We start from the raw sequence: 22,135 nt of genomic DNA on the forward strand, positions 1-22,135 counted from the left end.
AGGATATTATTAAAATAATCAATAGGCTATTGGTTTGATTAATAGAAAAAAATTGATACAATCACGTAAGTTGCAATTATTATTTATCAATAAATCATTTGTTTACCAATGAAAAACTCTTGGCTACATCCTTCATTATCACGTGACTTTGCTTTGCTCTCAATGGCGGTTCTGCTAGTTCTCGCTTTGGTTTCGGGATGGGTAACCTATAAAACGTATGAACGCCACTATGATGAGATAACCATAAAAATAGGTAAAGACGCCGCTCTTATAGAAAGTATTCTATCAAATGAGATAGGTAGAGCCAATTACATGCTGGCCTCACTTGGTCGCCAGATTATTATTGAGCCAGACCGCAACTATACAAAGCTTGCTCAATCACTTAAGTCATTTGATAGTAAAAACAATATATACAGCATATTTTCATGGGTGGATATTAATAAATACCTAGTTGTAAGTAGCAATAAGGGCGTCCTAGAGGAACCTGTTGATATATCCGATCGTGATTTTATGCAATATTCCTACTCTGATTCATGGAAAATGCATATTGGTCGTCCAATAGAGGGAAGAGTTTCTAATCGCTGGGTAATTCCTATGGCTATGGGGGTTACCGATTATACCGGTAAATTCATCGGAACATTATCACTTAGTATGGACATTGATGTTCTAACCAAACATATATCAAGTATGGTGCAAAGAGAAGGTATAAGCTTCGCCATAATCAATAAAAACTTATCACCTCTTAGTGAGGTTTCTGAGCATAAAAATTTTATCGCGAATAATTTTCCGCCATCAGTTTTTGAAAATATTGATTTTGAGAAAAATATTAGCGGTTTGCTTTCTAAAGGCAATCTAATGTTCGGAATAGGTACGTATACCTACTACAGATCGGTTGAGAATTATCCGTATGTTATATTGATGGGATATGATGCCAGCTACAGTGACTCCGCTGTACGCACTATATTATGGTCACGGTTACTACAAATTTTTGTAATTGCCATATTTTTTGTGTTCTTTCTTTGGATAGTAAGGGTAAGGGTAATAAGTCCAGTCCTTGATATGACATCACTTATAGCGTCTATCATACGAGGAGAGAGATTTAATCCTCTTCCTAAGAGGAGCTCAATTGAGATGGAGAGCCTTCTCGCTCAAGTTCAGCAGGTTAGTAAATATATAGATGAGACTGTCCGAATTGAGAATGAATTACGTGGAAAAATGTTTCAGATGAAGAAAGATAAGGAAAATGCTGAATTTAATACTCGGAGCAAGTCAGAATTCCTCGCTTATATAGCTCAGGATTTACGTATGCCTATAAATAACATTATTGGATTTTCTCAAGTGCTTAAAGATCAGGTGTATGGTTCTTTGGAAAATCGTAAATATAAACAATATGCTTCTGATATTTATAATATAGCCAATCAAATAATGGATAAAATACAGAATATTCTTCTATATTCAAAGATAGAGAATGGTTATTTAAGCATAAAAGAAGAATCATTTGATATTAAGGCAGCTATAAATACCTCATTACGTCAATTGTCAGATAAGCTGGAGTTCCATAAGACAAGTGTGAAATTAGCTTCTAATGATCTATCTTTCGCTCTTAAGGCAGACGAATTTAGGTTTCAACAGATTGTTATTAATATACTTTTGTTCATGCTTGATGATATTGCTGAAAACAGCGTAATTAACATTGAGATAAGAGCGGTAACTGAATATCGTAACCAGCAGTTTTTATCTATTGTTATAAGTAATGGAGAAGATAAACAGTTCTCTGCAAAAGAGTTAACGGATATTGCCGAAAAGCGATTTTCTACACTTGAAAAGGAGAAAAAGCTTATAAGCAGTTTTTCTTATATCCAAAATCAAAACAATGAAGAACATATTATTTTGAACAATGACTTAAGAATAGAATTAGTCAAATTATTGGTAGCTATACATGATAGTGCTTTCTATATGCACCAAGATAATGATAGAAGGTATTGTATTATATTGTTTTTCCCATTTTCTAAAATTGATACAGAATATTGATTTTTTTATTTATAGAACTTATTTTAATGAAATTTTAACCTAAAAATTATACTATATGTAACCTTCCTTGTATTCTCTGTTTTAGCGTGTTTGACACAGTTTAGGCAGCCTTATATCTATAAGCGAGTAATCTTATGAAATCTTTATTCAAACTTAAAATATCTCAAAAAATTCCTTTTGTTGTGGCAATGACATCTGTTTTTACAGGCCTTGTTGTTGGAACTATAGGGTATATTCAAGCAAGTGACGCGAATAACGTTGCTATTGAGGAAAAGATGAGCGCTTTGCTTACAGCTCGTAGTAGTGCTCTTAAATCCTATCTGGACTCAATTAAAGAGGACATAGAAATAGTAAGTGGAAATGAAAACACCATTAACGCTGTCTATGAGTTTTCTCAGGCTTGGGATAGTATAGAACATGGTCAGACTAATATTTTGCAAGATCTGTATATAACAAAAAACCCTCACCCTGTAGGTCAGAAGGAAAAGCTAGATTACGCTAATGATGGATCATTTTATTCGGAAATACACGCTAAGTATCATCCGTGGTTCAGGGATTTCTTAAATAAAAGAGGTTATTACGATGTATTCTTGTTCAATAAAAAAGGAGATTTGGTCTATACCGTGTTTAAGGAAGCTGATTACGCTACTAACCTTAACAGTGGAAAATGGAAAGATAGTGATTTAGGGCATGCTTTCAGAGCGGCTATAAAAAATAAAAACCAAACCCAGTTTTTTGATTTTAAGGAATATGCTCCAAGTAATGGCGCGCCGGCTAGTTTTATTTCCAGAACTGTATTAAACAAACAAGGCGAAGTTATTGGGGTAATGGTCATACAGATGCCAATAGGTCGTATAAATTCTACTATGGCTGTGTATGATGGTTTAGGTAAGACAGGCGAGACTTATATTGTTGGTGCTGATATGCTGATGCGCAGTGATTCCCGTTTTTCTGAGGAGTCTGTAATACTCAAGAATGAAGTAGATTCTGTTACTGCTAAAAAGGGTCTAAAAGGAGAAAGTGGTATAGAAGTTGTAGAGGATTATAGAGGTATTAAAGTATTCTCCGCTTATAATCCTTTTGAATTCATGGGCGCGCGCTGGGTTATTATAGCTGAGCAGGATCAGCAAGGGGCGTTGGCGGTAATATACTCAATGCGTAATAAAATAATACTTTCTACCCTTATTGTAATAGGAGTTGTGTCTATTATGGGTCTATGGATAGCAAGAGGTATCTCTCGTCCTATTAACGTTCTTGTCGGGCAAATGGGTATGTTGGAAAACGGAAACAGGGAGTTTTCTGTGGAATTCAGAGGGCGTAGTGATGAAATTGGTGGGATGGCAAGAGCTCTACAATCTTTTAAGGAAACTGCTATCCGACAAGACCAGATAGTAGAAGAGCAAAAAGCTGAGCAGTTCGCTAAGCAGAGACGTGTAGAGAAAGTTGACTCACTAATAAAGCTGTTTGAGGAAAAAGCTTCACTTGCTGTGAATTCTGTAGCGTCGGCCGCCACTGAGCTTTATAAGACAGCGGAATCAATGGGTGAGCAAATAGGTCAGGCTAATCAGAAATCAGCGGACGCTTCTGGAGCCTCCAGCAAAACATCATTTAACGTTCAGTCGGTGGCTTCGGCCGCTGAGGAAATGAGCGCTTCTGTAAGTGAAATATCAAAACAAATTACTTCTGCTAATAACTCTGTATCATATTCAGCAGAAAAAGCTAAGGATGCTGGAAGATCTGCGGAAATGTTACAGCAGGCATCCGTGTCAATTGGTCAAATTGTTCAATTGATTGAGGATATAGCTGGTCAGATTAATCTTCTTGCTCTAAACGCTACTATTGAATCAGCGCGTGCTGGCGAGGCTGGTAAGGGATTCGCGGTTGTGGCGGGAGAAGTTAAAAATCTTGCTTCTCAAACCTCAAAAGCTACTGATGAGATTAGTAAAGAAATCAGTAGTATACAGTCTGTAGCAAAAGATGTTGTGGAAGTTCTTGGCTCAATTCAGGAATCGATATCAGCTGTAACTGAATCATCTTCAGCTGTTGCGACCGCCGTGGAGGAACAAACCGCGGTGACAAATGAGATTTCATCTAATATGCAGATTGCGTCTTCCGGTGTTGAGACTATCGCTGGCAATATTAGTGAAATAGCGGATCTTACAAAACTCGCTAATGAGGCGACTAAAAGTGTACAAGATGCCGCGAGAATGCTTTCTGGACAATCAGAAGATCTAAACAGGGAAGTGCAAGAGTTCCTAAATGGTATAAGAGCGGCGTAGTTTTCGCCACGCAAAGAGAAAGGCGATTCGCAACTCAATGGAATGAGGTATAGCTGGAAATTGTACTTAACCAAAAAAGTAATTCTGTTTTCTAATCCATTCTTTGGCGTTATACTTTAGTTTCTCTATTTTCATCACATCATCTATGCGTCTTTCTAGGAAATCCCAGCTATTTTGATAGCCTATGCTATTATCATTAACCCATATAGAAAAGGTGGATGAGTACACAGCGGCCAGTGTTAGTCTTTTAGTATAGAAATTAAAATCAGTAGAGGTGTCACCAATGCCATACCATATTTTATCTACTGTTTTATACAGGGTGGAGACTCCTCTGTGAAAGTAAAAAGGTAATGAGTATATAGCAGCCATTTTTTTTGCGGCTTCTCGGTGAGGATGATGAAGCTCAAGGCGTAACTTCACAGCATTCTCTATGCGCTTGCGTATTTTTACGCCATCAACCATATAATGCTGTAAAGATTCTAGCATTTGTTCATCAAGCATTTCTGAATAATAATCAATAGCATCAATAGCACCACCACTAAAAGCTCTTATGGCGTCAGTAGCACTATAACCAGCTTCCAAAGCAGCCTTACCAAGAGTGCGTTGATTCCACCCCTCAAAATCTATTATCGGAATAGCTTTTTCTATTATCTGTCTACGCAGATTTGACTTATCCATCTTCAAGTTGTCTTATATCTTTTTGTTTTGCATCTTTTTTTATTGATATATTTTTTGCCGATGGAGTCATCCTTATACATTCTCTCGGCAAATTAATAGAAACGGTAGTTCCCACTCCCGCGCTACTTACGATTTCAACCTCACCGCCATGCATAGATACAAACTCTCTAGTTAGAGCAAGTCCAATCCCTATATGCTGGTTATTATTGTCAGTCCAACAACTTTCTTGCCTCAACGCCTCTTTTATATCGTAGCATTTCAGTATACTCATCCCATCACCATTATCATGGACCGATATAGATATACCATTATTACTGCCACGTTTCACCTCTATTGTGACCTCACCGCCAGAGCGATTAAATTTTATAGAATTGGTAATTAGATGTCCCAATATATGCTGTATTTTTATGCGGTCAACAAATAGTAAAACATTCCCTTTAGGCACATATGATATAGATATATCAGAATTTTCCGCATGATGTATCTGCTTCTTAATTGCCTGTTTTATTAACTCATTAACATAAACTTCTTCTTTATCCAGCACTACACGTCCAGCGTCAATATTAGCAATCTCAAGTAAATCTTCAATTTTTGCGAGTAAATCATGCCCGCTTTCCTGTATATGTCTAATATAACCACTATATTGAGGGTTATCTATCTCACCAAAAATACCTTTCTCCATTATTTGAGAAAACCCTATTACAGCATTCAATGGTGTGCGTAACTCATGACTCATATTGGCTAAGAATTCTGATCTGGATCTAAGAGCCAATTCAGCCTCAAGCTTAGCTTTTTGTAGGGTGTTTTGCGTTTGTATGTTCTCATGTATGTTGTCAATCATACATATATATTGATCATTTTGTGAATATATCGTGAACTTATACCAATAGTAATTACCATCACTATGGCGCATTTTAAGATTTATATTGCGTTGGCTGCTACCGTCCACATAAAGATCTTTAGAGAAATTTTTGATGAATTTCTCCCGATAATCATCAGAAAATAGTTCAAGAAAATTATCGCCTATCATAATAGATGATTTATGACCAGTTATTGAATCAAAGTTTTGCGACAAATATACACATTCCCCGTTTTTATTAAATATAGACAATATTTGTGTTCCATAGCGAGCAAAATAATCATTTTCAGAGTTAGTATATACTTTGTTCTCTAGCTGAGGAGGTTTATCAGAAACACTCCCATCCTTTGTGCTAGCGGCTTCTTCTTTAATTAAAGCCGTACATTCATCCAATATAACTTCCAGTTTTTTCACGAGTATAGAATCGGTTATTGATAATATTTTCTCCGCCTTTTCTATTATTTTACTGGTATTAGTAGTCCTCTTAGCAGAAGCTGTGACATTTATTTTAGAGTTGCTAACTTTGTTTGCTGTGGATTTTCTAGTTTTTACTAATTTAGGGGGAGATTCTTTCTTAGCGGTTTTACCGCTAGCTGTTTTTGCTGTTTTTTCAGAGCGTTTGCGTGTTGTTTCAGCCTGCGTGTTCAGCACTATATATTGCTCCCCTAGATTACTCTTTGAATTTTATAATAAAAAGAGCGGTTAAAAGATATTAGCTTAACAATTTATATAAAATTTTATGTATTATTTACAAAAAATTTATCTTTATGCTACTACTATATGTAGTGTTGTACCTAAAATAAGCAACAAAAGATAAAACTGTTGCCTCAAAGCAACAAAGGGTAAATTATAGGTTAACTTTATCAGGCCGCAACATACTGCTAATTCAAAAGTTCTGACAGTTTTCCAGCTTTTTCTAATGCCTGTAAATCGTCATTACCGCCAACATGAGTATCGCCGATAAATATTTGTGGCACTGTTTTGCGACCACCAGATTTTGTGATCATCTCCTGAAGCATATTTTCATCTCTGGTTACATCTATTTCTGTGAATTCCACACCTTTACGTTTCAGTAGGTTTTTTGCTTGAACGCAGTGCGGACAATAATCTTTAGTATATATAATTGTATTTGTTGTCATAAATCCTCCTTTATCATTTGTATGCTAGTATTGTGCGTTTATAAATTATATGGCTGCTTGAAACAAGAATTTCTTACTTCAAATGGCTGTAAGTTCATCATAAGCCCATCTTGCGGTTTCAGATATAATAGATGAGGGATTTGATAACATTTTCTCTATTATTTCTAGAAGAGATTTATCTTCGCTATTTCCAGCGGCAATTAAAATATTCCGTATAAAGCTCTCATGACCAATTCTTTTTACCGGAGACTTCCTAAACATCTTCCTGAATCTTTCATCATTTAGTGTAAGTAAATCTTTTAATAGTGGAGATTTGAGTTCTTCTCTAGGGTGGTATGCCTCCTCATTTGATTTTTTGGCGAATTTATTCCATGGGCAAATAGCGAGGCAGTCATCGCAGCCATAAATACGATTGCCGATCGCTTTTCTGTATTCTATCGGAATTAACCCCTTATATTCTATAGTTAGGTAAGATATACATTTGCGCGCGTCAATCTTATGCGCGTCTATAAAAGCTCCGGTCGGACATATATCAAGGCATTTTGTACAGCTTCCACAATGTGTGCTCTCTTTTTTATCAGGTTCAAGTTTTATTGTGGTAAATATCGCTCCTAGAAACAGCCATGAGCCGAACTCACGACTTACTAAGCAGGTATGCTTTCCCTGCCAGCCAATACCAGATTGTTCTGCTAGTGGCTTTTCCATTACCGCCGCTGTATCAACAAATACTTTAACGTCTCCACCGTGCTCTTTTACCAGCCAGCGCGCTAGTTCTTTGAGTTTTTTCTTAACTACATCGTGATAATCATTATTTTGCGCGTAGCAGGAAATATTACCTATGCTCTTATTATTTAATTTTTTTAAGGGATTTTCTTCAGGAGCGTAATTATGTCCGAGCATAATTACAGATCGTGCCTCTTCCCATAAATTGTTAGGTGACTCTCTCCATTTTGACTTTTCTTTAAGCCAATTCATCTCTCCGTAGTAATTTTTTTGTAAAAAAATGTTAAGATTATCTTTTGCACTGGTGGGTAAATTTGTCTCGCAAAAGCCTATAGCGTCAAAACCTATGGATTTAGCTTTATCAATAATTGTTTTTTTTGTTGCTTCTGACATGAAAAAGCTGTTATTTGTTGGCAAGTTACAGTTAATAAATATGGTTTGATGATTAGTGGCTAGCTATAATAGCCTCGTTATAATATAGCTGGTAATCGGTAATTGTCAGACATTAGTATAGTTTTTGCTGATTGCTAACCACTATTTTTACGAATTTACGAAAGTTATTATGGATCAAGTTGTCGCTGGATATTTTCCGATTCTTGTTTTTATGGGGATTGCTGTTGGTCTCTCAGTTATCATGCTGTTAGCTCCTATGGTTATAGGTAGGCAAAAACCGGATGTAGAGAAAAATTCACCTTACGAGTGTGGTTTTGATGTTTTTGGTGACGCTCGTGGTAGGTTTGATGTGCGTTTCTATCTGGTCGCTATCCTATTTATAATTTTTGACCTTGAGGTCGCTTTCTTATTTCCTTGGGCGATCTCTCTTGGAGAGATAGGAGTGGCTGGTTTCTGGTCAATGATGGCGTTTTTGACCGTGCTTACCATAGGATTCATATATGAATGGAAGAAGGGGGCGCTGGAATGGGAGTAGTAGCGCGAAATAATTTGAATAATAAGCTGTCATCAGCCGATCAGGACGCTCTGCTCAAGGATGTGTTCACTGACTTCAATGATAAGGGTTTTGTAGTCACTAATTTTGATAAGTTGGTAAACTGGGCTCGTTCTAGCAGCTTATGGCCAATGACCTTTGGTCTTGCTTGTTGCGCGGTGGAGATGATGCAAGCGGCGGCATCACGTTATGATATGGATCATCTCGGTGTGGTGTTTCGTCCTAGTCCACGTCAGGCGGATGTTATGATTGTCGCCGGAACTCTGTGTAATAAAATGGCCCCAGCCCTGCGTAAGGTCTACGATCAAATGGCTGAGCCGCGTTACGTCATCTCGATGGGGAGTTGCGCTAATGGTGGTGGTTATTACCATTACTCATACTCAGTGGTGCGTGGATGTGATCGCATTGTGCCTGTGGATGTTTATGTTCCGGGTTGTCCGCCAACCGCTGAGGCTCTTATGTATGGGATTCTACAATTACAGAAAAAAATTCGTAGGACTGGGAGTATTATTAGGTGACGGATGATTTTCCCTACGGAAAAACCTTTTATGTCATGCGCCACGCGAAAACTAACGATAATGAAAAGGGGATGGCAAGTGGCGGTAAAAGTCAGGCGTATCTTGTTGAGGAAGGTAAAAAGCAGGCAAAACAAGCCGGAGATATAATAGAAAAGCTAAGAGATAAGATTGATCTAGTCGTAACCAGCGAAATGCAGAGAACTAAGGATACAGCTAAAATATCCTTTGATAGGGATTCATTGCGTAATATAAAACATATTGCAGACGCTGGAATTAATGAGCGCGACTATGGTCTGGGCGAGGGGCTTTCAGAAAAGAGAAGGCGAGAATTTAAGGAACTTGGCGGCTTTGTTGATGGTGAGGAAAGTAAGGATGAGTTGCGAGCTAGGGTGTCATATGTGGTAAAACGGTATTTGGGTGAGAGCAAATCTCCCTTGTTTGTTACTCACGGTGGAGTGGTGCTGCGTCTCATAGGAATCGCTATTGGTGGTGAGAAAGCTGTTGATGAGTTAAAAAAGCGTGGTAGATTGGTAAATAATTGTGATATATATGAATTTAAGACTCCTGAGAAAAAAAATGGCAAGTGGCAGGTTAACCTGATTACACTTGATAAAGATAGAAATATACTCCGCCTCCCGTTAGTTTGAAAAGTAAGTGTGTGGCAAAAGAAAGTGGAATAAATAATGATACGAGAGGTATTACATAATGTTTGATAATAGTATTTTAGAAAAATTCTCCGCTTCTGTGGGAAGCAAAAATGGTGAGCAGGTTATAAATGTCCCAGCGGATAATCTCGTTGAGCTTCTTACCTTCCTGCGTGACGATGAATCTACACAATTCGTGCAACTGGTTGATATAGCTGGTGTTGATTATCTTGAGCGTACTCAGCGCTTTGAGGTTGTCTATATGCTGTTAAGCCTAAAAAAGAATAAGCGGCTCCGCGTGTGTGTGGTAACTGATGAGGAAACCCCTATACCATCGGTAGTATCTATTTATTCATCAGCCTCTTGGTTCGAAAGAGAGGTATGGGATATGTATGGTGTTATATTCTCTGGTCATGATGATTTGCGAAGAATCCTTACCGATTATGGCTTTGAAGGGCATCCGCAGCGTAAGGATTTTCCACTTACCGGTTACGTTGAAATGCGTTATGACGCTGAGCGTAAACAGGTGGTCTATGAGCCAGTAAAGCTAAATCAGGCCTATCGTAATTTTGACTATCTCAGCCCATGGGAAGGTATGGATTACGTACTCCCTGGTGATGAAAAAGCCAGCTAACTTAGTCTTCACCTAACACATGAGTAAAAAAACAAAAAATTTTGTAATCAGGGAAGCTCGTCTTGAGGATTTTGAGGAGATATACGATATTTTCTGTGAAATACTTACTGAGGGTAAGACTTATTCCTATACTCTTGAGGAAATGACACCAGAGAGGTCGCTTGCTTATTGGATGTCAGCCGCTGGCACTAATTGTATCGTCGCTGATATTGATGGCAGGGTGGCGGGAGTCGCCGCGATTCGTCCTAATAGAACAGGAAGAGGTGGGCATGTCGCTAATGCTTCTTTTATAGTGTGTCCTGATTGTCGTGGTATAGGAATCGCCAGTGCGCTTGGTGATGAAATTATCGCTCTTGCTCGCAAGCAAGGCTATAAATCACTACAATTCAATTTTGTGGTAAGCGTAAATGATATAGCGGTAAAACTATGGAAATCATTTGGTTTTGAGATAGTTGGTACTCTACCTAAGGGCTTTGAGCATGCAGATAAAGGTCTAGTAGATGTTTACATTATGCATAAGTTTTTGTAAGCTGATCGTTGATGATTAGTGTTTGGTAAGTAGCGTGAATCAGTAGAAAATAGTGGTAATATCCAATCTGCTAGTATAAAATTCATTAGTTGCGAGTTTATAGCATTAATCATTGAGGGTGTTGTTTTGAAAAGAGATACATAATTCAAATTTTATTAAATCACTAATTACTAATTACAACTACTAGCCACTAACACTATGACACAAAACACAAAAACTACAACAACCACGATAAATTTTGGTCCTCAACATCCGGCGGCGCACGGCGTTTTACGTCTTGTTCTGGAGATGGATGGTGAGGTAGTTGAGCGCGCTGATCCGCATATAGGGCTTCTGCATCGCGGTACCGAAAAGCTTATTGAGCACAAAACTTATTTACAGGCTTTGCCGTATTTTGACCGTCTTGATTATGTTTCGCCCATGGCGCAGGAACATTGCTACTCGCTGGCTGTTGAGAAGCTTCTTGGCTGTGAGGTTCCTTTAAGGGCGCAATATATCAGGGTTATGTTCTGCGAGCTTACCCGTATTCTTAATCATATTCTAAATATTACGACTCAGGCATTAGATGTTGGGGCGATGACCCCTCTTTTATGGTTGTTTGAGGAGCGTGAGAAAATGCTTGAGTTTTATGAGAGAGCGTCCGGCGCGCGTTTCCACTCCGCTTATATCCGTCCGGGAGGAATTCATCAGGATATTCCGGTCGGTCTTACCGATGATATATACAAATTCTGTGAAAACTATGTGCGATATATTGATGATGTTGATGATCTACTTACTGAGAATCGCATTTTCAAACAGCGCCTAGTTGATATAGGTGCTGTCTCAAAAGAACAGGCGTTTGATCTTGGTTTTTCTGGTGTTATGTTGCGTGGAAGTGGCGTGGCGTGGGATTTACGCAAGTCTCAGCCTTATGATGTTTATGATAAGCTGGAGTTTGATATTCCAATTGGTAAAAATGGTGATTGTTATGATCGTTATTTAGTGCGTATGGAAGAAATGCGGCAGTCTCTCAGCTTGATTAAACAGTGTATTGAGCAAATGCCAGAAGGCAGGGTGGTAACGGAAGATCCAAAAGTGGCTCCGCCGAAACGGGCGTTAATGAAGCAGTCTATGGAAGCGCTTATCCATCATTTCAAATTATATAGTGAAGGGTATCATGTCCCATCTGGCAGTACTTATACAGCAGTTGAGGCTCCTAAAGGAGAGTTTGGTGTTTACTTGGTCGCCGACGGTACAAACAAGCCATACCGCTGTAAAATAAAGGCTCCGGGTTTTGCGCATCTTCAGGCTCTTGAGGCTATGGGCAAGGGGCATATGCTTGCGGATATAGTCGCGATTATCGGTACTATGGACATAGTGTTTGGCGAGATAGATAGATGAGTTGCAGGAATATAATGGCGGATTTTATAAAAAAAGCGCTGCTTGCTTTTATACTTTTCGCTATCAGTAATTCCATTTCGTACGCTCAGTCTGATCCATATAATCAGCAAGAAAATAGACAAGAAAGCCAAAATCTGCCAACCAGCAGTCTCGCTTTGTTCCCAGAGCTTCCTCCTTCTGAGCTTTGTGAAACTTGGAAATTATATGGTACATGGCGTTTACTTATGGTTTATGAGGTGCCACCGGGTGTAGAGTTGAAGAGGTATCAGGAAGCTCCCATTCAGTATTATGTATTTAGTGGTGATAGCCGGTATGGTGAGTATCTTGGTGGTCTTAGGGATGTAAGCCTTAAGGAGATTAAAGAGATAGCGATGACTAGGCAGAAGAATATTCAGCAATTTGTGGTGAGTAAGGAAGGATTGCTGTTTTTATATAAAGACAGTATTCCGATTGATAGCCTTGCTTGTTTTATTGTCGCTAAAGATAAAAAACCTTTTACACGTGGACAAATGTTACTTATGTTACCGGAGCATGTGGCTGTACGTGGCAGCCGTATGGTTAAGGTATACAATAAGGTTATACCGTAATTTTGATTACCTAATATAAATGATAGATTGAAGATTTTGATTTATGACCGCTAAATATTATTATAACCCAGATATAGAGCCAGAAAATTTTATCTTTACCGATGAGAATTTAGAAAAGGCTAGATATATAATAGCGAAATATCCAGAAGGTAGACAGCAAAGCGCGGTGATGCCGTTACTTGCTCTGGCACAAAAACAAAACAACAACTGGCTACCAAAAATAGCAATGGATTATATAGCTGGTATTCTAGGAATGCCACCGGTTAGGGTGTATGAGGTGGCAAGTTTTTATACTATGTATAATCTTGAGCCGGTGGGTAAGCACTGTGTTCAGGTCTGTACCACTACTCCCTGTTGGTTGCGTGGATCGGAAGAAATTGTCTCTATGTGCAAAAGTCGCTTAGGCATAGAAATAGGAGAGACAACAGCTGATGGACAATTTACCCTGCGTGAGGTTGAGTGTCTTGGCGCTTGCGTTAACGCTCCGGTTTGTCAGGTGTCTAGCTATGGTGAGGAAGATAATTATTATGAGGATCTAACTCCTGAGTCAGTTAGTAAGCTTATAGATTCGTTAGAACGGGGAAGACCACTCAAAACCGGTTCTCAGATAGGTCGTAACTCTAGTGAGCCGTTTGGGGATTAAACTATATAGAGTATCTAACATGTTAAGATTCATAATCTTTTCTATTTTTTTCATGTCATTGCCATATTCTGTTTGCGCCGCTGATATTTTTCAGCTTAAAACCTATCAGGAAGGGTATTTCCTCAAAACTAATAATACAAAGAAATGTATTGCTGAATCATTGGCGGAAAAATCAAATACGGTCTGGGAATTTTGTGGATGTGAGTCGTCTATCAAATACCCTGTTTTTACCAAGATTAAAGATAAATCAGGGCAGGAATCGTTGAATAAATTTTTTCTGGATAATGTTGTAGCTCGTAAATGTGAAGGAATAAAAGCGGATAAATTGCCAGAACTGCATGATAGAATGGGTGATAATAGAGACATATCTTTTGACGCTAATTTTAAGAAGAAAAACTTTTTAAGCATTGTAAAATTATTCAGGGGGCTTAATGCTGGTGCTGCCCATGATATGTACGCTAAAGATGGATTTATCATCAATCTTGATAGTGGTGAAATTCTTGGTGTTGCCGATATTTTTGGCAGTGATAAAGAGAGATATAAAAAACTGAATGAATATATAATAGGTAAATTAACAAAAGAAGAGGGAACTAATTATTTTAACGGTAGCAGCATAAAAGATAGTTTCGTTTCAGAAAACGGCTGTGACAAATGCAGTTTTTATGTAGATTCCAGCGGTAATCTTAAAATTGTCTTTAACCCTTATATAGTTGCCTCCTTTGCCAAAGGAATAGTTGAGGTTGTTGTGCCAAAAGAATTTTTGGCCAATAAAGAATTAGCGGATGTTTTGCGAGAGTAGTTTGGTCTGGGTGGAGTAGAATAATGCGACTGTTTCCAAGTTTTATTATCGTCTTTATATATTTTATATCTTTTTCATGGGCTAGTGAAGTCACTATAAAGCGTGTTCCTGTGCAGGTAGGAACCTACAAATATAGTGACTGTATTCCAAGTGAAAATAAAGTTCCTTTCGGCAATTGCCTATGTGAGGCAAAAATATATAAACCGGTAGTAAGCGGTATTAACCCTGTAGCCATGAAGAAAATAAACGGTTTTTTTGATAAAGAGGTCGCTCCCAGATATTTTGAAGGCAGGTCTTATAATTCATGTGAAGGGGTTTCGGTTGAGAGTAAAGATTCAGCAAAAAATAGCAGAAATTATGATTTTCAGGTGGATATGAATGATTGTTCTTTGTTGGCTATTAGCACTTCAGGTTATTATTATGATTATGGGTTGCCCCATCCTAACGGCTATAGTAACAGCCATATATTTAATGTTGAGACAGGTGAGGAATATACTTACCAACAGCTATTCGGCGATAATCTTAAGAAGATTAATTTGTTTATTGCAAAGGAGGTTGAAGCTCAAAAAGAGCTTATGTATGAGGATTTGGTCTCGAGAATAAAAGAAAAACCCGATAGTCTATGGATTCCTGCGGAAGGTATTGATAAAGGGATCAATAATTTATTTCTCACTAAAGATGGGCTGGATATGCGTTTTGATGTGCTTCCTTATGTTATGAGGCGTACTATAAGCGTTTCATTGCCTTTACGTTATATTGAAAATGCTCATGTTCGCGAATGTTTGGAGAAAAAATACGCTAAGACAAAAAATTAAAATTTCGATTAGCCTATCTTGGGACATAAAGTATAATCACTGATAATGCGAAAAACATCAAATAAGTATAAATATCTTTTATGCGCTGAATTAGCGTTTTCTTTCGCTGTGCTGCCTTCTTTGCTTTCTATATACAAGGTTCGTAGCTTGATTTATTCTGTTCTTGTGGCGCTGAGCATCATTTGTTTTATAATTCTCAAAAAATACTATAATTATAGCTTTACGAAAGATCTTAATCTAAGAGCGGTAAATAGGAGATTTATAAAAGAGCTTTTTCCAAGAATTCTTACAGTGTATTTAACGTTATTTTTCTTCACCTATCTTGTAATTCCAGCAAAATTATTTTCTTTTCCAACTGAGCGTCCATCAGTCTGGTTTATTGTTATGATATGGTATCCGCTATTTTCTGTGCTACCACAGGAATTTCTTTATCGTTCCTATTTCTATCATCGTTTTAAGGTTTTGTTTTCAAAAAGATATTTGTGGATTGTAAGCGGGGTGTTGTTTGGTTGGGCGCATATTATTCTACAAAATTGGGTCGCTATATCTTTTACTGTAATTGGCGGATTATTTTTTGCCAGAACCTATGAAAGAACGCAGTCGCTAGCGGCAGCGATATTTGAACACGCATTATATGGTTGTTGGGTTTTTACTCTAGGGCTTGGAGTGTATTTTTATCATGGGTTGGCGGTGAAATAATAACGCAATATTATTGACCAAAATTATTAAGTAGTGCAAAGTGCCGCGATAATATGTGGATAACGTGGTAACTAAGCTTTATTTTTACCCATATAATAAGGCTATAATACCCGCCGCGTAGCAGGCGTAAATGCATAAATAATGTGTAACGTTATTTATGCAAATAGCTATAAGTGTTGGATTTTATAATTATTTAGGGTAATAATTGCTCCAAATGACTATAGCGTAATCAGAAAGAATATATAGATGCTGGAAGATAGAGATAGAATTTTTACTAATTTATATGGCTTTGAGGATTGGACATTGGCTGGCGCGCGCGCTCGTGGTGATTGGGATAATACAGCGGCGATACTTGCTAAGGGGCAGGATGCTATTATAGATGAGGTCAAGGCATCAGGGCTGCGTGGGCGTGGGGGAGCTGGTTTTCCAACTGGTGTTAAATGGTCATTTATGCCCAAGAAGTCAGATGGTCGTCCATCATATCTGGTTGTAAACGCCGATGAGGGGGAACCGGGAACTTGTAAAGATCGGGACATGATGCGTCATGATCCACATAAATTGATAGAAGGTTGCTTGATAGCCTGCTTTGCCATGCGGGCAGTTGCCGCTTACATATATATTCGTGGCGAGTTTCGTGAAGAAGCCGGCCGTCTTGAATATGCGATAGGCGAGGCGTATGAGGCGGGGTTGCTTGGTAAAAACGCTTGCGGTAGTGGTTATGATTGTGATGTTTTTGTCCATCGTGGTGCGGGCGCTTATATTTGCGGTGAGGAAATGGCTCTTATTGAGTCTTTAGAGGGGAAAAAAGGACAGCCACGTCTTAAGCCACCATTTCCAGCTGGTGTTGGTTTGTGGGGATGTCCAACTACTGTTAACAATGTTGAGTCAATAGCAGTGGTACCAACTATATTGCGGCGTGGAGCGTCTTGGTTCGCCGGAATTGGTCGCCCTAATAACGTTGGAACAAAAGTATTTTGTATTTCTGGACATGTAAATAAACCATGTAATGTTGAGGAAGAAATGGGAATTCCGCTTAAGGAACTCATAGAAAAGTATGCTGGTGGAGTGCGTGGTGGTTGGGATAATCTGCTTGCGGTAATTCCCGGCGGTTCATCCGTTCCACTTCTGCCAAAGTCAATATGTGAGACAGTGCTTATGGATTTTGATAGTCTTAAGGCTGAACGCTCTGGTCTTGGAACAGCCGCCGTCATAGTTATGGATAAATCAACCGATATAGTAAAGGCGATTGCTCGTCTTTCAAAATTCTATACCCATGAATCATGTGGTCAGTGTACGCCATGTCGTGAGGGAACTGGTTGGTTATGGCGGATGATGGAGCGCATGGTAGAGGGTAACGCTTCGGTTTCTGATATAGATTTAATGCTTGATGTGGCTGGTCGGATAGAAGGGCATACTATATGCGCTTTAGGGGATGCCGCCGCTTGGCCGGTACAAGGGCTCGTTCGTCATTTCCGTCCAGAGATTGAACGACGCATTAAAGAATTTTCAAGAAAGGTCGCTTAATTAAATGAAGAGATATATAGTAATTTTCTTTTATATTATATTTTGTCCTAAACTGGCATTGGCTAGCAACTATGATTGGGAGAGCTTGGGTAGGCTTAAATGTGATTTTGACTACGGTACTTTCTATGATGGTACTAACGTGAGAACTAATAAAAAGCCTCTTGGTGGTGACATAATCATAATAGATGCTATAAATCTCACCACTAAATCAGTTCGTATGACTGGCAAGATAGGTAGAAATGGCGTAAAAATTCTTGATGATAGAGAATTATTGGTTCTTGGCGAAAAAACGGTTTCAGGTAGCTGGATTTTTACTAGTATATCGCCAAGAGTTGGAAAATGGTTTGATATTGCAGTCTCGCAGCATTCTCTAGTATCTGGCAAACCGCTTTTTTCTCAAAGTTATGGTAATTGCTCTAAATATTAATATAAAGGATCAGGGGTTTTTATGGGTAATATTATAATGAAGGTTGAGGGGAATGATGGTCAAATAGAGCTGATGAGTGACAGGGTTATAATTAACCGTGCTGGTGTTTTTAATATAGTTAAGTTTGGTCTTAACGCGAAAAGAGAGATACCAGTTGGCGCAATATCAGAAGTAGCTTATAAAAAGCCTTCTCTTCTTGGAATGGGAGAAATAGAATTCGTGGTAAGTGGTCGGAATAATTCACGAGATAAAAAACAAGTGAATCACAATCTGGTTAAATTCGGGAATAAGAAGAAAGAGGAGTTTGAAGCACTAAAGGAAAAGGTTTTTGATCTTATTAATGAACAGAGAGTAAGCAAGTAAGTAAGTTTATGCCAAAATTGGTATAAAGGTTAGATTAATTGTAGAGGTAGAATGTAGAAAGAGTTTAAATCTTTGATGGAAGAAGAAGTTGAAAACGCTATCGCCGGAGATCCGGACTTACAGACTCCTGATGATGGTAACGGTGTATGGCTTGGTGAATGGCAGGTTCGTAGTAATAGTGGGGAAATAATACTACCACTTTCTATAGATATTAAGTGTAGCTAAATATTTAACCGAAAATAATGGAGACAAAATGCATAATGTAAAATATGTAATTTATAAAGAAGGAAACTATTTTGTTACTAAATGCCTTAATTTTGAACTTTCAACTTTTGGTAAGACTTTGGATGAGGCTCAGAAAAACATGAAAGAGGCATTGGAGCTATATTTTGAGGATGATGATATTGGGGATACGAATTATGTTCCAGTAGAGTTGGTTATGGTTGCTGAGCAGGACATAAAAACGTAAATGGTTAGTTCACGCAATATTATAAAAGTTCTGGAACGAAATGGTTTTGTTGTTAAATCACAAAATGGTAGTCATGTGAAATTGCATAACGGAAAAAATAAGGTTATTGTCCCGCATCCTAGAAAAGATATGCCTATTGGGACTTTCGGATCAATTGTAAGACAATCCGGTTTAACTAAACAGGAATTTGAGAATTAAAAATGCCAAAATTAACGATAGATGATCAGGAAATTGAAGTAGAGGACGGAACAGTAATAATACAGGCGGCGGAACGTCTTGGTATAGAGATACCACGTTTTTGTTACCATGAAAGGCTAGCCATAGCCGGAAATTGCCGCATGTGTTTGGTTGAGGTTTCGCCGGGGCCTCCCAAGCCACAAGCATCATGTGCTTTGCCGTGTTCTGAGGGTATGGTGGTAAAAACCAATTCGCCGATGGTAAAAAAAGCTCGTGAAGGGGTAATGGAATTCTTGCTTATCAATCATCCACTGGATTGTCCTATATGCGATCAGGGTGGTGAGTGCGACCTTCAGGACCAAGCTATGTTTTATGGAACTGGTGTAAGCCGCTACAAAGAGCGTAAGCGGGCGGTTGAGAATAAATATATGGGGCCAATAGTCAAAACCGAGATGACCCGTTGTATACACTGCACCCGCTGTGTACGTTTCGCTACAGAAGTGGCTGGGGTGCCAGAGCTTGGAGCTTTCGGGCGTGGTGAGCATATGGAAATAGGGACTTATGTCGAAAAAACCATATCTTCAGAACTTTCCGGCAATCTTGTGGATTTGTGTCCGGTTGGCGCGCTTACCAGCAAACCATACGCTTTTAACGCTCGTCCTTGGGAGCTTAAAAAAACCGAGACTATAGATGTGCTGGACGCGGTCGGTTCAAACATTCGTGTTGATTCTCGTGGAGAGTCGGTTCTTCGTGTATTGCCTAGAGTTAATGAAGAGATAAATGAGGAATGGATTTCCGATAAAACTCGTCACGCTTGCGATGGCTTGCGTGCGCAGCGTCTTGATAGACCATATATACGTGGTAAAGATGGTAAGCTTAAAGAGGCAAGTTGGGAGGCGGCTCTTGGGCTCGTAGCTGAGAAAATGAAAGGGTTGAAACCTGAGGAAATGGCAGCGCTTTCCGGTAATCTCGCCTGCGCTGAGAGCGTTATGGCGCTTCGTGATTTGCTAGATAGCTTGGAAATAACAAATCGTGATTGCCGTCAGGATGGCGCTATGTTTGATACTAGTAGCCGTTCTAACTATTTATTCAATACAACAATATCTGGTCTTGAGCAGGCGGATGTTATATTAATGATCGGCGCTAATCCAAGAAAAGAAGCGTCTTTAGTTAACGCTAGGATCCGTAAAGCCTATCTTAAAGGTGGGGTTAGCGTCTATAGTATTGGAAGCGCTGATAATTTCAATTATCCTGTACAGTCATTCGGAAATAATCCAAGAAGCTTGTCTGATATATCTTATGGAACCCATCCTTTATGTGACATATTAGAGCAGGCGAAAAATCCAGTTATTATTCTTGGTGCGTCAGCGATAGCTCGTGAGGACGGAATGGCTATCTTTTCCGCCATAAAGTCAATATCTAAAAAATATGGTGTGATTAGGGATGATTGGAATGGTCTTAATATGCTCCACCATGCTGCTGGTCGGGTCGGCGCGCTTGATCTTGGCTTTGTTCCTGAAAAAGGTGGTCGTAATATAGCGGAGATTTTTTCGGGATGTGTCGCTGATAATGAAGAGGAAAGAGTAAAATTTGTTTACCTGCTGGGAGCTGATGAGTTTGATATGGCTCTTCTTGGTAACGCTTTTATTGTGTATCAGGGACATCATGGTGATGATGGAGCGCATCGTGCTGATGTTATTTTACCGTCTGCCGCTTATACTGAGAAAGAAGCGACATATGTCAATCTGGAAGGGCGTGTGCAGCGTACCAAACGGGCGGTCTTCCCAGTGGGGCAGGCAAAAGAGGATTGGACAATTATCCGCGCCTTGTCTGATTATGTAGGGAAACCACTACCTTATGATAATATTCACCAGCTTCGCGTGCGGATGGAAGAAATAGCGCCGCACTTCGCAAAGATAGGAGAGATCGTACCAGCTCCGTGTTCTACTTTGCATATCTCACACTCAACTCACATTTCCTCAGAGCCATTCGCGGAATTTATAACTAATTTCTACATGACTGACCCAATTTCTAGGGCCAGTAAAACTATGGCGGAATGCTCGCGTAATTATATAGCTATGAACCAGGTTGGAAAGGCCGCCTAATGAGGGAATGCTGTAGAGTATATACTCATAAAGAGCTGTCTATCTATTTTTTGTTTTTCCTAGTTATAACTATAACGGCAGATTTTTTGTTGCTTTATAGCTGGGGTGTTAGTATTCCTTTGCTTGTTTTTCAATATATATTGGTAGGATCATGAGCGAACTCTTTGAATTGGTGGTCTGGTTTTTTGATACACCTCTAGGAAAGATACTTTTAGTCGTTTTTCCTTTGCTTATTTGTGTCGCTATGCTGACTTTGGTAGAGCGTAAAGTAATTGCCGCTATGCAGTTGCGCAAAGGACCAAACGTAGTTGGTTTCTGGGGGTTGTTGCAACCATTTGCCGATGGTCTTAAACTGTTTCTTAAAGAAACAATAATTCCCTCGCAATCAAGCCGGTTTATTTTTCTACTCGCGCCGATGATAACCTTTATGCTTGCTATGCTTGGCTGGGCAGTTATTCCGATTACACCTAATTTTGTGATAGCTGACATTAATGTTGGTATATTATATTTATTCGCTATTTCCTCACTCGGTGTTTATGGAATTATAATGGCAGGTTGGGCTAGTAACTCAAAATACGCTTTTTTAGGCGCGATACGCTCTAGCGCACAGATGGTTTCTTATGAAGTATCAATAGGTTTTGTTATAGTTACAGTCCTTTTGTTAGTTGGCTCACTAAATCTTGGTGATATAGTTCAATCACAAGCTGGAGGCTTTTGGAATTGGCATTTTTGTGGAATGCTTTTTCCTATGTTTATAGTATTTTTTATATCAGCTTTGGCAGAGACTAACCGTCATCCATTTGACTTGCCAGAAGCTGAGGCGGAGTTAGTCGCCGGTTATAACGTTGAATATTCCTCTATGTCGTTCGCGTTATTCTTTCTTGGTGAATACGCTAACATGATCTTAATGTCTGGTATGACCACCATATTATTTCTTGGTGGCTGGCAGCCTTTGGCGGATGTCGCTATATTTACGTGGATTCCGCCTGTATTGTGGTTCGCCGCTAAAGTAGCTTTCTGTTTGTTTGTATTTATCTGGGCAAGAGCGACACTGCCACGCTATCGTTACGATCAATTGATGCGGCTTGGTTGGAAGGTGTTTTTGCCTCTTTCGTTAATCTGGGTGGTTATTACTTCCGCTTATGTAGTGTATTTTGCGAGTTAATT

The 22,135-nt window shown here is 39.0% G+C and carries 25 protein-coding genes; 21 read left to right on the forward strand and 4 right to left on the reverse strand.

Features of this window, described 5'->3' with window-relative positions:
- The first annotated feature begins 108 nt into the window (after nucleotides 1-108).
- A complete protein-coding gene (locus tag R3D71_01420) occupies nucleotides 109-2,031 on the forward strand; it encodes a histidine kinase dimerization/phospho-acceptor domain-containing protein (protein MEZ5690308.1) in 1,923 nt (640 codons plus the stop codon).
- A gap of 134 nt (nucleotides 2,032-2,165) precedes the next feature.
- Entirely contained in the window at nucleotides 2,166-4,310 is a 2,145-nt protein-coding gene (locus R3D71_01425; protein ID MEZ5690309.1) for a methyl-accepting chemotaxis protein, read from the forward strand.
- Nucleotides 4,311-4,376: 66 nt separating this feature from the next.
- On the opposite strand, the gene R3D71_01430 is transcribed toward R3D71_01425, so the two are convergent.
- The 4 genes from R3D71_01430 to queG all read right to left on the reverse strand — a co-directional run bounded on the left by R3D71_01430 (nucleotide 4,377) and on the right by queG (nucleotide 8,102).
- Nucleotides 4,377-4,988, reverse strand: coding sequence for a COQ9 family protein (locus R3D71_01430; GenBank protein ID MEZ5690310.1), 612 nt, complete (start codon nucleotides 4,986-4,988; stop codon nucleotides 4,377-4,379).
- Complete coding sequence (locus R3D71_01435) at nucleotides 4,981-6,498, reverse strand: ATP-binding protein (protein MEZ5690311.1); 1,518 nt, start codon at nucleotides 6,496-6,498, stop codon at nucleotides 4,981-4,983. Before R3D71_01435 ends, R3D71_01430 begins: the two co-directional genes overlap by 8 nt.
- A 230-nt stretch (nucleotides 6,499-6,728) precedes the next feature.
- Nucleotides 6,729-6,986 carry a glutaredoxin 3 gene (gene grxC, locus R3D71_01440; GenBank protein MEZ5690312.1) on the reverse strand — a complete coding sequence of 86 codons (258 nt, stop codon included), beginning with the start codon at nucleotides 6,984-6,986 and terminating at the stop codon, nucleotides 6,729-6,731.
- A 78-nt stretch (nucleotides 6,987-7,064) separates the two neighbouring features.
- Nucleotides 7,065-8,102 carry a tRNA epoxyqueuosine(34) reductase QueG gene (gene queG / locus R3D71_01445; protein MEZ5690313.1) on the reverse strand — a complete coding sequence of 346 codons (1,038 nt, stop codon included), beginning with the start codon at nucleotides 8,100-8,102 and terminating at the stop codon, nucleotides 7,065-7,067.
- 169 nt (nucleotides 8,103-8,271) lie between these two features.
- Here queG and R3D71_01450 point away from each other — a divergent pair, with 169 nt between their 5' ends.
- From R3D71_01450 to nuoH, 19 genes are all read left to right on the forward strand, one after another.
- Complete coding sequence (locus R3D71_01450; GenBank protein MEZ5690314.1) at nucleotides 8,272-8,637, forward strand: NADH-quinone oxidoreductase subunit A; 366 nt, start codon at nucleotides 8,272-8,274, stop codon at nucleotides 8,635-8,637.
- Entirely contained in the window at nucleotides 8,628-9,173 is a 546-nt protein-coding gene (locus tag R3D71_01455; protein MEZ5690315.1) for an NADH-quinone oxidoreductase subunit B family protein, read from the forward strand. The genes R3D71_01450 and R3D71_01455 overlap by 10 nt, the downstream gene beginning before the upstream one ends.
- Entirely contained in the window at nucleotides 9,170-9,820 is a 651-nt protein-coding gene (locus tag R3D71_01460) for a histidine phosphatase family protein (GenBank protein MEZ5690316.1), read from the forward strand. The genes R3D71_01455 and R3D71_01460 overlap by 4 nt, the downstream gene beginning before the upstream one ends.
- 58 nt (nucleotides 9,821-9,878) lie before the next feature.
- Nucleotides 9,879-10,451 carry an NADH-quinone oxidoreductase subunit C gene (locus tag R3D71_01465; GenBank protein ID MEZ5690317.1) on the forward strand — a complete coding sequence of 191 codons (573 nt, stop codon included), beginning with the start codon at nucleotides 9,879-9,881 and terminating at the stop codon, nucleotides 10,449-10,451.
- 19 nt (nucleotides 10,452-10,470) lie between these two features.
- On the forward strand, nucleotides 10,471-10,980 hold the full coding sequence (locus R3D71_01470; protein MEZ5690318.1) for a GNAT family N-acetyltransferase: 510 nt from the start codon (nucleotides 10,471-10,473) through the stop codon (nucleotides 10,978-10,980).
- Between the two features lie 198 nt (nucleotides 10,981-11,178).
- Nucleotides 11,179-12,360: an NADH-quinone oxidoreductase subunit D gene (locus tag R3D71_01475; GenBank protein ID MEZ5690319.1), complete on the forward strand. Its 1,182-nt coding sequence runs from the start codon at nucleotides 11,179-11,181 to the stop codon at nucleotides 12,358-12,360.
- The gene (locus tag R3D71_01480) at nucleotides 12,357-12,947 is read left to right on the forward strand and encodes a hypothetical protein (GenBank protein MEZ5690320.1); all 591 of its coding nucleotides are present in this window, start codon (nucleotides 12,357-12,359) and stop codon (nucleotides 12,945-12,947) included. The genes R3D71_01475 and R3D71_01480 overlap by 4 nt, the downstream gene beginning before the upstream one ends.
- 43 nt (nucleotides 12,948-12,990) lie before the next feature.
- Nucleotides 12,991-13,590, forward strand: coding sequence for an NADH-quinone oxidoreductase subunit NuoE (gene nuoE / locus R3D71_01485; protein ID MEZ5690321.1), 600 nt, complete (start codon nucleotides 12,991-12,993; stop codon nucleotides 13,588-13,590).
- 19 nt (nucleotides 13,591-13,609) lie between these two features.
- Complete coding sequence (locus R3D71_01490; GenBank protein MEZ5690322.1) at nucleotides 13,610-14,389, forward strand: DUF3298 domain-containing protein; 780 nt, start codon at nucleotides 13,610-13,612, stop codon at nucleotides 14,387-14,389.
- Between the two features lie 23 nt (nucleotides 14,390-14,412).
- Complete coding sequence (locus R3D71_01495; protein ID MEZ5690323.1) at nucleotides 14,413-15,204, forward strand: hypothetical protein; 792 nt, start codon at nucleotides 14,413-14,415, stop codon at nucleotides 15,202-15,204.
- Between the two features lie 45 nt (nucleotides 15,205-15,249).
- Nucleotides 15,250-15,903, forward strand: a complete 654-nt coding sequence (locus R3D71_01500; GenBank protein ID MEZ5690324.1) for a type II CAAX endopeptidase family protein — start codon at nucleotides 15,250-15,252, stop codon at nucleotides 15,901-15,903.
- A gap of 246 nt (nucleotides 15,904-16,149) precedes the next feature.
- On the forward strand, nucleotides 16,150-17,427 hold the full coding sequence (gene nuoF, locus R3D71_01505; protein MEZ5690325.1) for an NADH-quinone oxidoreductase subunit NuoF: 1,278 nt from the start codon (nucleotides 16,150-16,152) through the stop codon (nucleotides 17,425-17,427).
- Between the two features lie 4 nt (nucleotides 17,428-17,431).
- Complete coding sequence (locus R3D71_01510) at nucleotides 17,432-17,854, forward strand: hypothetical protein (GenBank protein ID MEZ5690326.1); 423 nt, start codon at nucleotides 17,432-17,434, stop codon at nucleotides 17,852-17,854.
- A 21-nt stretch (nucleotides 17,855-17,875) separates the two neighbouring features.
- Complete coding sequence (locus R3D71_01515) at nucleotides 17,876-18,217, forward strand: hypothetical protein (GenBank protein ID MEZ5690327.1); 342 nt, start codon at nucleotides 17,876-17,878, stop codon at nucleotides 18,215-18,217.
- A 72-nt stretch (nucleotides 18,218-18,289) separates the two neighbouring features.
- Nucleotides 18,290-18,442: a hypothetical protein gene (locus tag R3D71_01520; GenBank protein MEZ5690328.1), complete on the forward strand. Its 153-nt coding sequence runs from the start codon at nucleotides 18,290-18,292 to the stop codon at nucleotides 18,440-18,442.
- A gap of 28 nt (nucleotides 18,443-18,470) precedes the next feature.
- The gene (locus R3D71_01525; protein MEZ5690329.1) at nucleotides 18,471-18,686 is read left to right on the forward strand and encodes a type II toxin-antitoxin system HicB family antitoxin; all 216 of its coding nucleotides are present in this window, start codon (nucleotides 18,471-18,473) and stop codon (nucleotides 18,684-18,686) included.
- Complete coding sequence (locus R3D71_01530) at nucleotides 18,687-18,884, forward strand: type II toxin-antitoxin system HicA family toxin (protein MEZ5690330.1); 198 nt, start codon at nucleotides 18,687-18,689, stop codon at nucleotides 18,882-18,884.
- Nucleotides 18,885-18,886: 2 nt separating this feature from the next.
- Nucleotides 18,887-20,968 carry an NADH-quinone oxidoreductase subunit NuoG gene (nuoG, locus tag R3D71_01535; GenBank protein ID MEZ5690331.1) on the forward strand — a complete coding sequence of 694 codons (2,082 nt, stop codon included), beginning with the start codon at nucleotides 18,887-18,889 and terminating at the stop codon, nucleotides 20,966-20,968.
- Between the two features lie 151 nt (nucleotides 20,969-21,119).
- The gene (gene nuoH / locus R3D71_01540; GenBank protein MEZ5690332.1) at nucleotides 21,120-22,133 is read left to right on the forward strand and encodes an NADH-quinone oxidoreductase subunit NuoH; all 1,014 of its coding nucleotides are present in this window, start codon (nucleotides 21,120-21,122) and stop codon (nucleotides 22,131-22,133) included.
- Nucleotides 22,134-22,135: the final 2 nt, after the last annotated feature.

This window comes from Rickettsiales bacterium (genome assembly GCA_041396965.1).
In the GTDB taxonomy this organism is placed as follows: domain Bacteria; phylum Pseudomonadota; class Alphaproteobacteria; order Rickettsiales; family SXRF01; genus SXRF01.

Bases quoted from the DNA above. Each gene is read 5' to 3' on its own strand.
- nuoG (MEZ5690331.1), top strand. From the start codon at position 18,887: ATGCCAAAATTAACGATAGATGATCAGGAAATTGAAGTAGAGGACGGA.
- R3D71_01455 (MEZ5690315.1), top strand. From the start codon at position 8,628: ATGGGAGTAGTAGCGCGAAATAATTTGAATAATAAGCTGTCATCAGCC.
- R3D71_01525 (MEZ5690329.1), top strand. From the start codon at position 18,471: ATGCATAATGTAAAATATGTAATTTATAAAGAAGGAAACTATTTTGTT.
- R3D71_01495 (MEZ5690323.1), top strand. From the start codon at position 14,413: ATGCGACTGTTTCCAAGTTTTATTATCGTCTTTATATATTTTATATCT.
- nuoH (MEZ5690332.1), top strand. From the start codon at position 21,120: ATGAGCGAACTCTTTGAATTGGTGGTCTGGTTTTTTGATACACCTCTA.
- R3D71_01425 (MEZ5690309.1), top strand. From the start codon at position 2,166: ATGAAATCTTTATTCAAACTTAAAATATCTCAAAAAATTCCTTTTGTT.
- R3D71_01530 (MEZ5690330.1), top strand. From the start codon at position 18,687: ATGGTTAGTTCACGCAATATTATAAAAGTTCTGGAACGAAATGGTTTT.
- R3D71_01490 (MEZ5690322.1), top strand. From the start codon at position 13,610: ATGTTAAGATTCATAATCTTTTCTATTTTTTTCATGTCATTGCCATAT.
- R3D71_01480 (MEZ5690320.1), top strand. From the start codon at position 12,357: ATGAGTTGCAGGAATATAATGGCGGATTTTATAAAAAAAGCGCTGCTT.
- R3D71_01515 (MEZ5690327.1), top strand. From the start codon at position 17,876: ATGGGTAATATTATAATGAAGGTTGAGGGGAATGATGGTCAAATAGAG.
- R3D71_01510 (MEZ5690326.1), top strand. From the start codon at position 17,432: ATGAAGAGATATATAGTAATTTTCTTTTATATTATATTTTGTCCTAAA.
- nuoE (MEZ5690321.1), top strand. From the start codon at position 12,991: ATGACCGCTAAATATTATTATAACCCAGATATAGAGCCAGAAAATTTT.
- R3D71_01465 (MEZ5690317.1), top strand. From the start codon at position 9,879: ATGTTTGATAATAGTATTTTAGAAAAATTCTCCGCTTCTGTGGGAAGC.
- R3D71_01500 (MEZ5690324.1), top strand. From the start codon at position 15,250: ATGCGAAAAACATCAAATAAGTATAAATATCTTTTATGCGCTGAATTA.
- queG (MEZ5690313.1), bottom strand. From the start codon at position 8,102: ATGTCAGAAGCAACAAAAAAAACAATTATTGATAAAGCTAAATCCATA.
- nuoF (MEZ5690325.1), top strand. From the start codon at position 16,150: ATGCTGGAAGATAGAGATAGAATTTTTACTAATTTATATGGCTTTGAG.
- R3D71_01420 (MEZ5690308.1), top strand. From the start codon at position 109: ATGAAAAACTCTTGGCTACATCCTTCATTATCACGTGACTTTGCTTTG.
- R3D71_01430 (MEZ5690310.1), bottom strand. From the start codon at position 4,988: ATGGATAAGTCAAATCTGCGTAGACAGATAATAGAAAAAGCTATTCCG.
- R3D71_01470 (MEZ5690318.1), top strand. From the start codon at position 10,471: ATGAGTAAAAAAACAAAAAATTTTGTAATCAGGGAAGCTCGTCTTGAG.
- grxC (MEZ5690312.1), bottom strand. From the start codon at position 6,986: ATGACAACAAATACAATTATATATACTAAAGATTATTGTCCGCACTGC.
- R3D71_01475 (MEZ5690319.1), top strand. From the start codon at position 11,179: ATGACACAAAACACAAAAACTACAACAACCACGATAAATTTTGGTCCT.
- R3D71_01450 (MEZ5690314.1), top strand. From the start codon at position 8,272: ATGGATCAAGTTGTCGCTGGATATTTTCCGATTCTTGTTTTTATGGGG.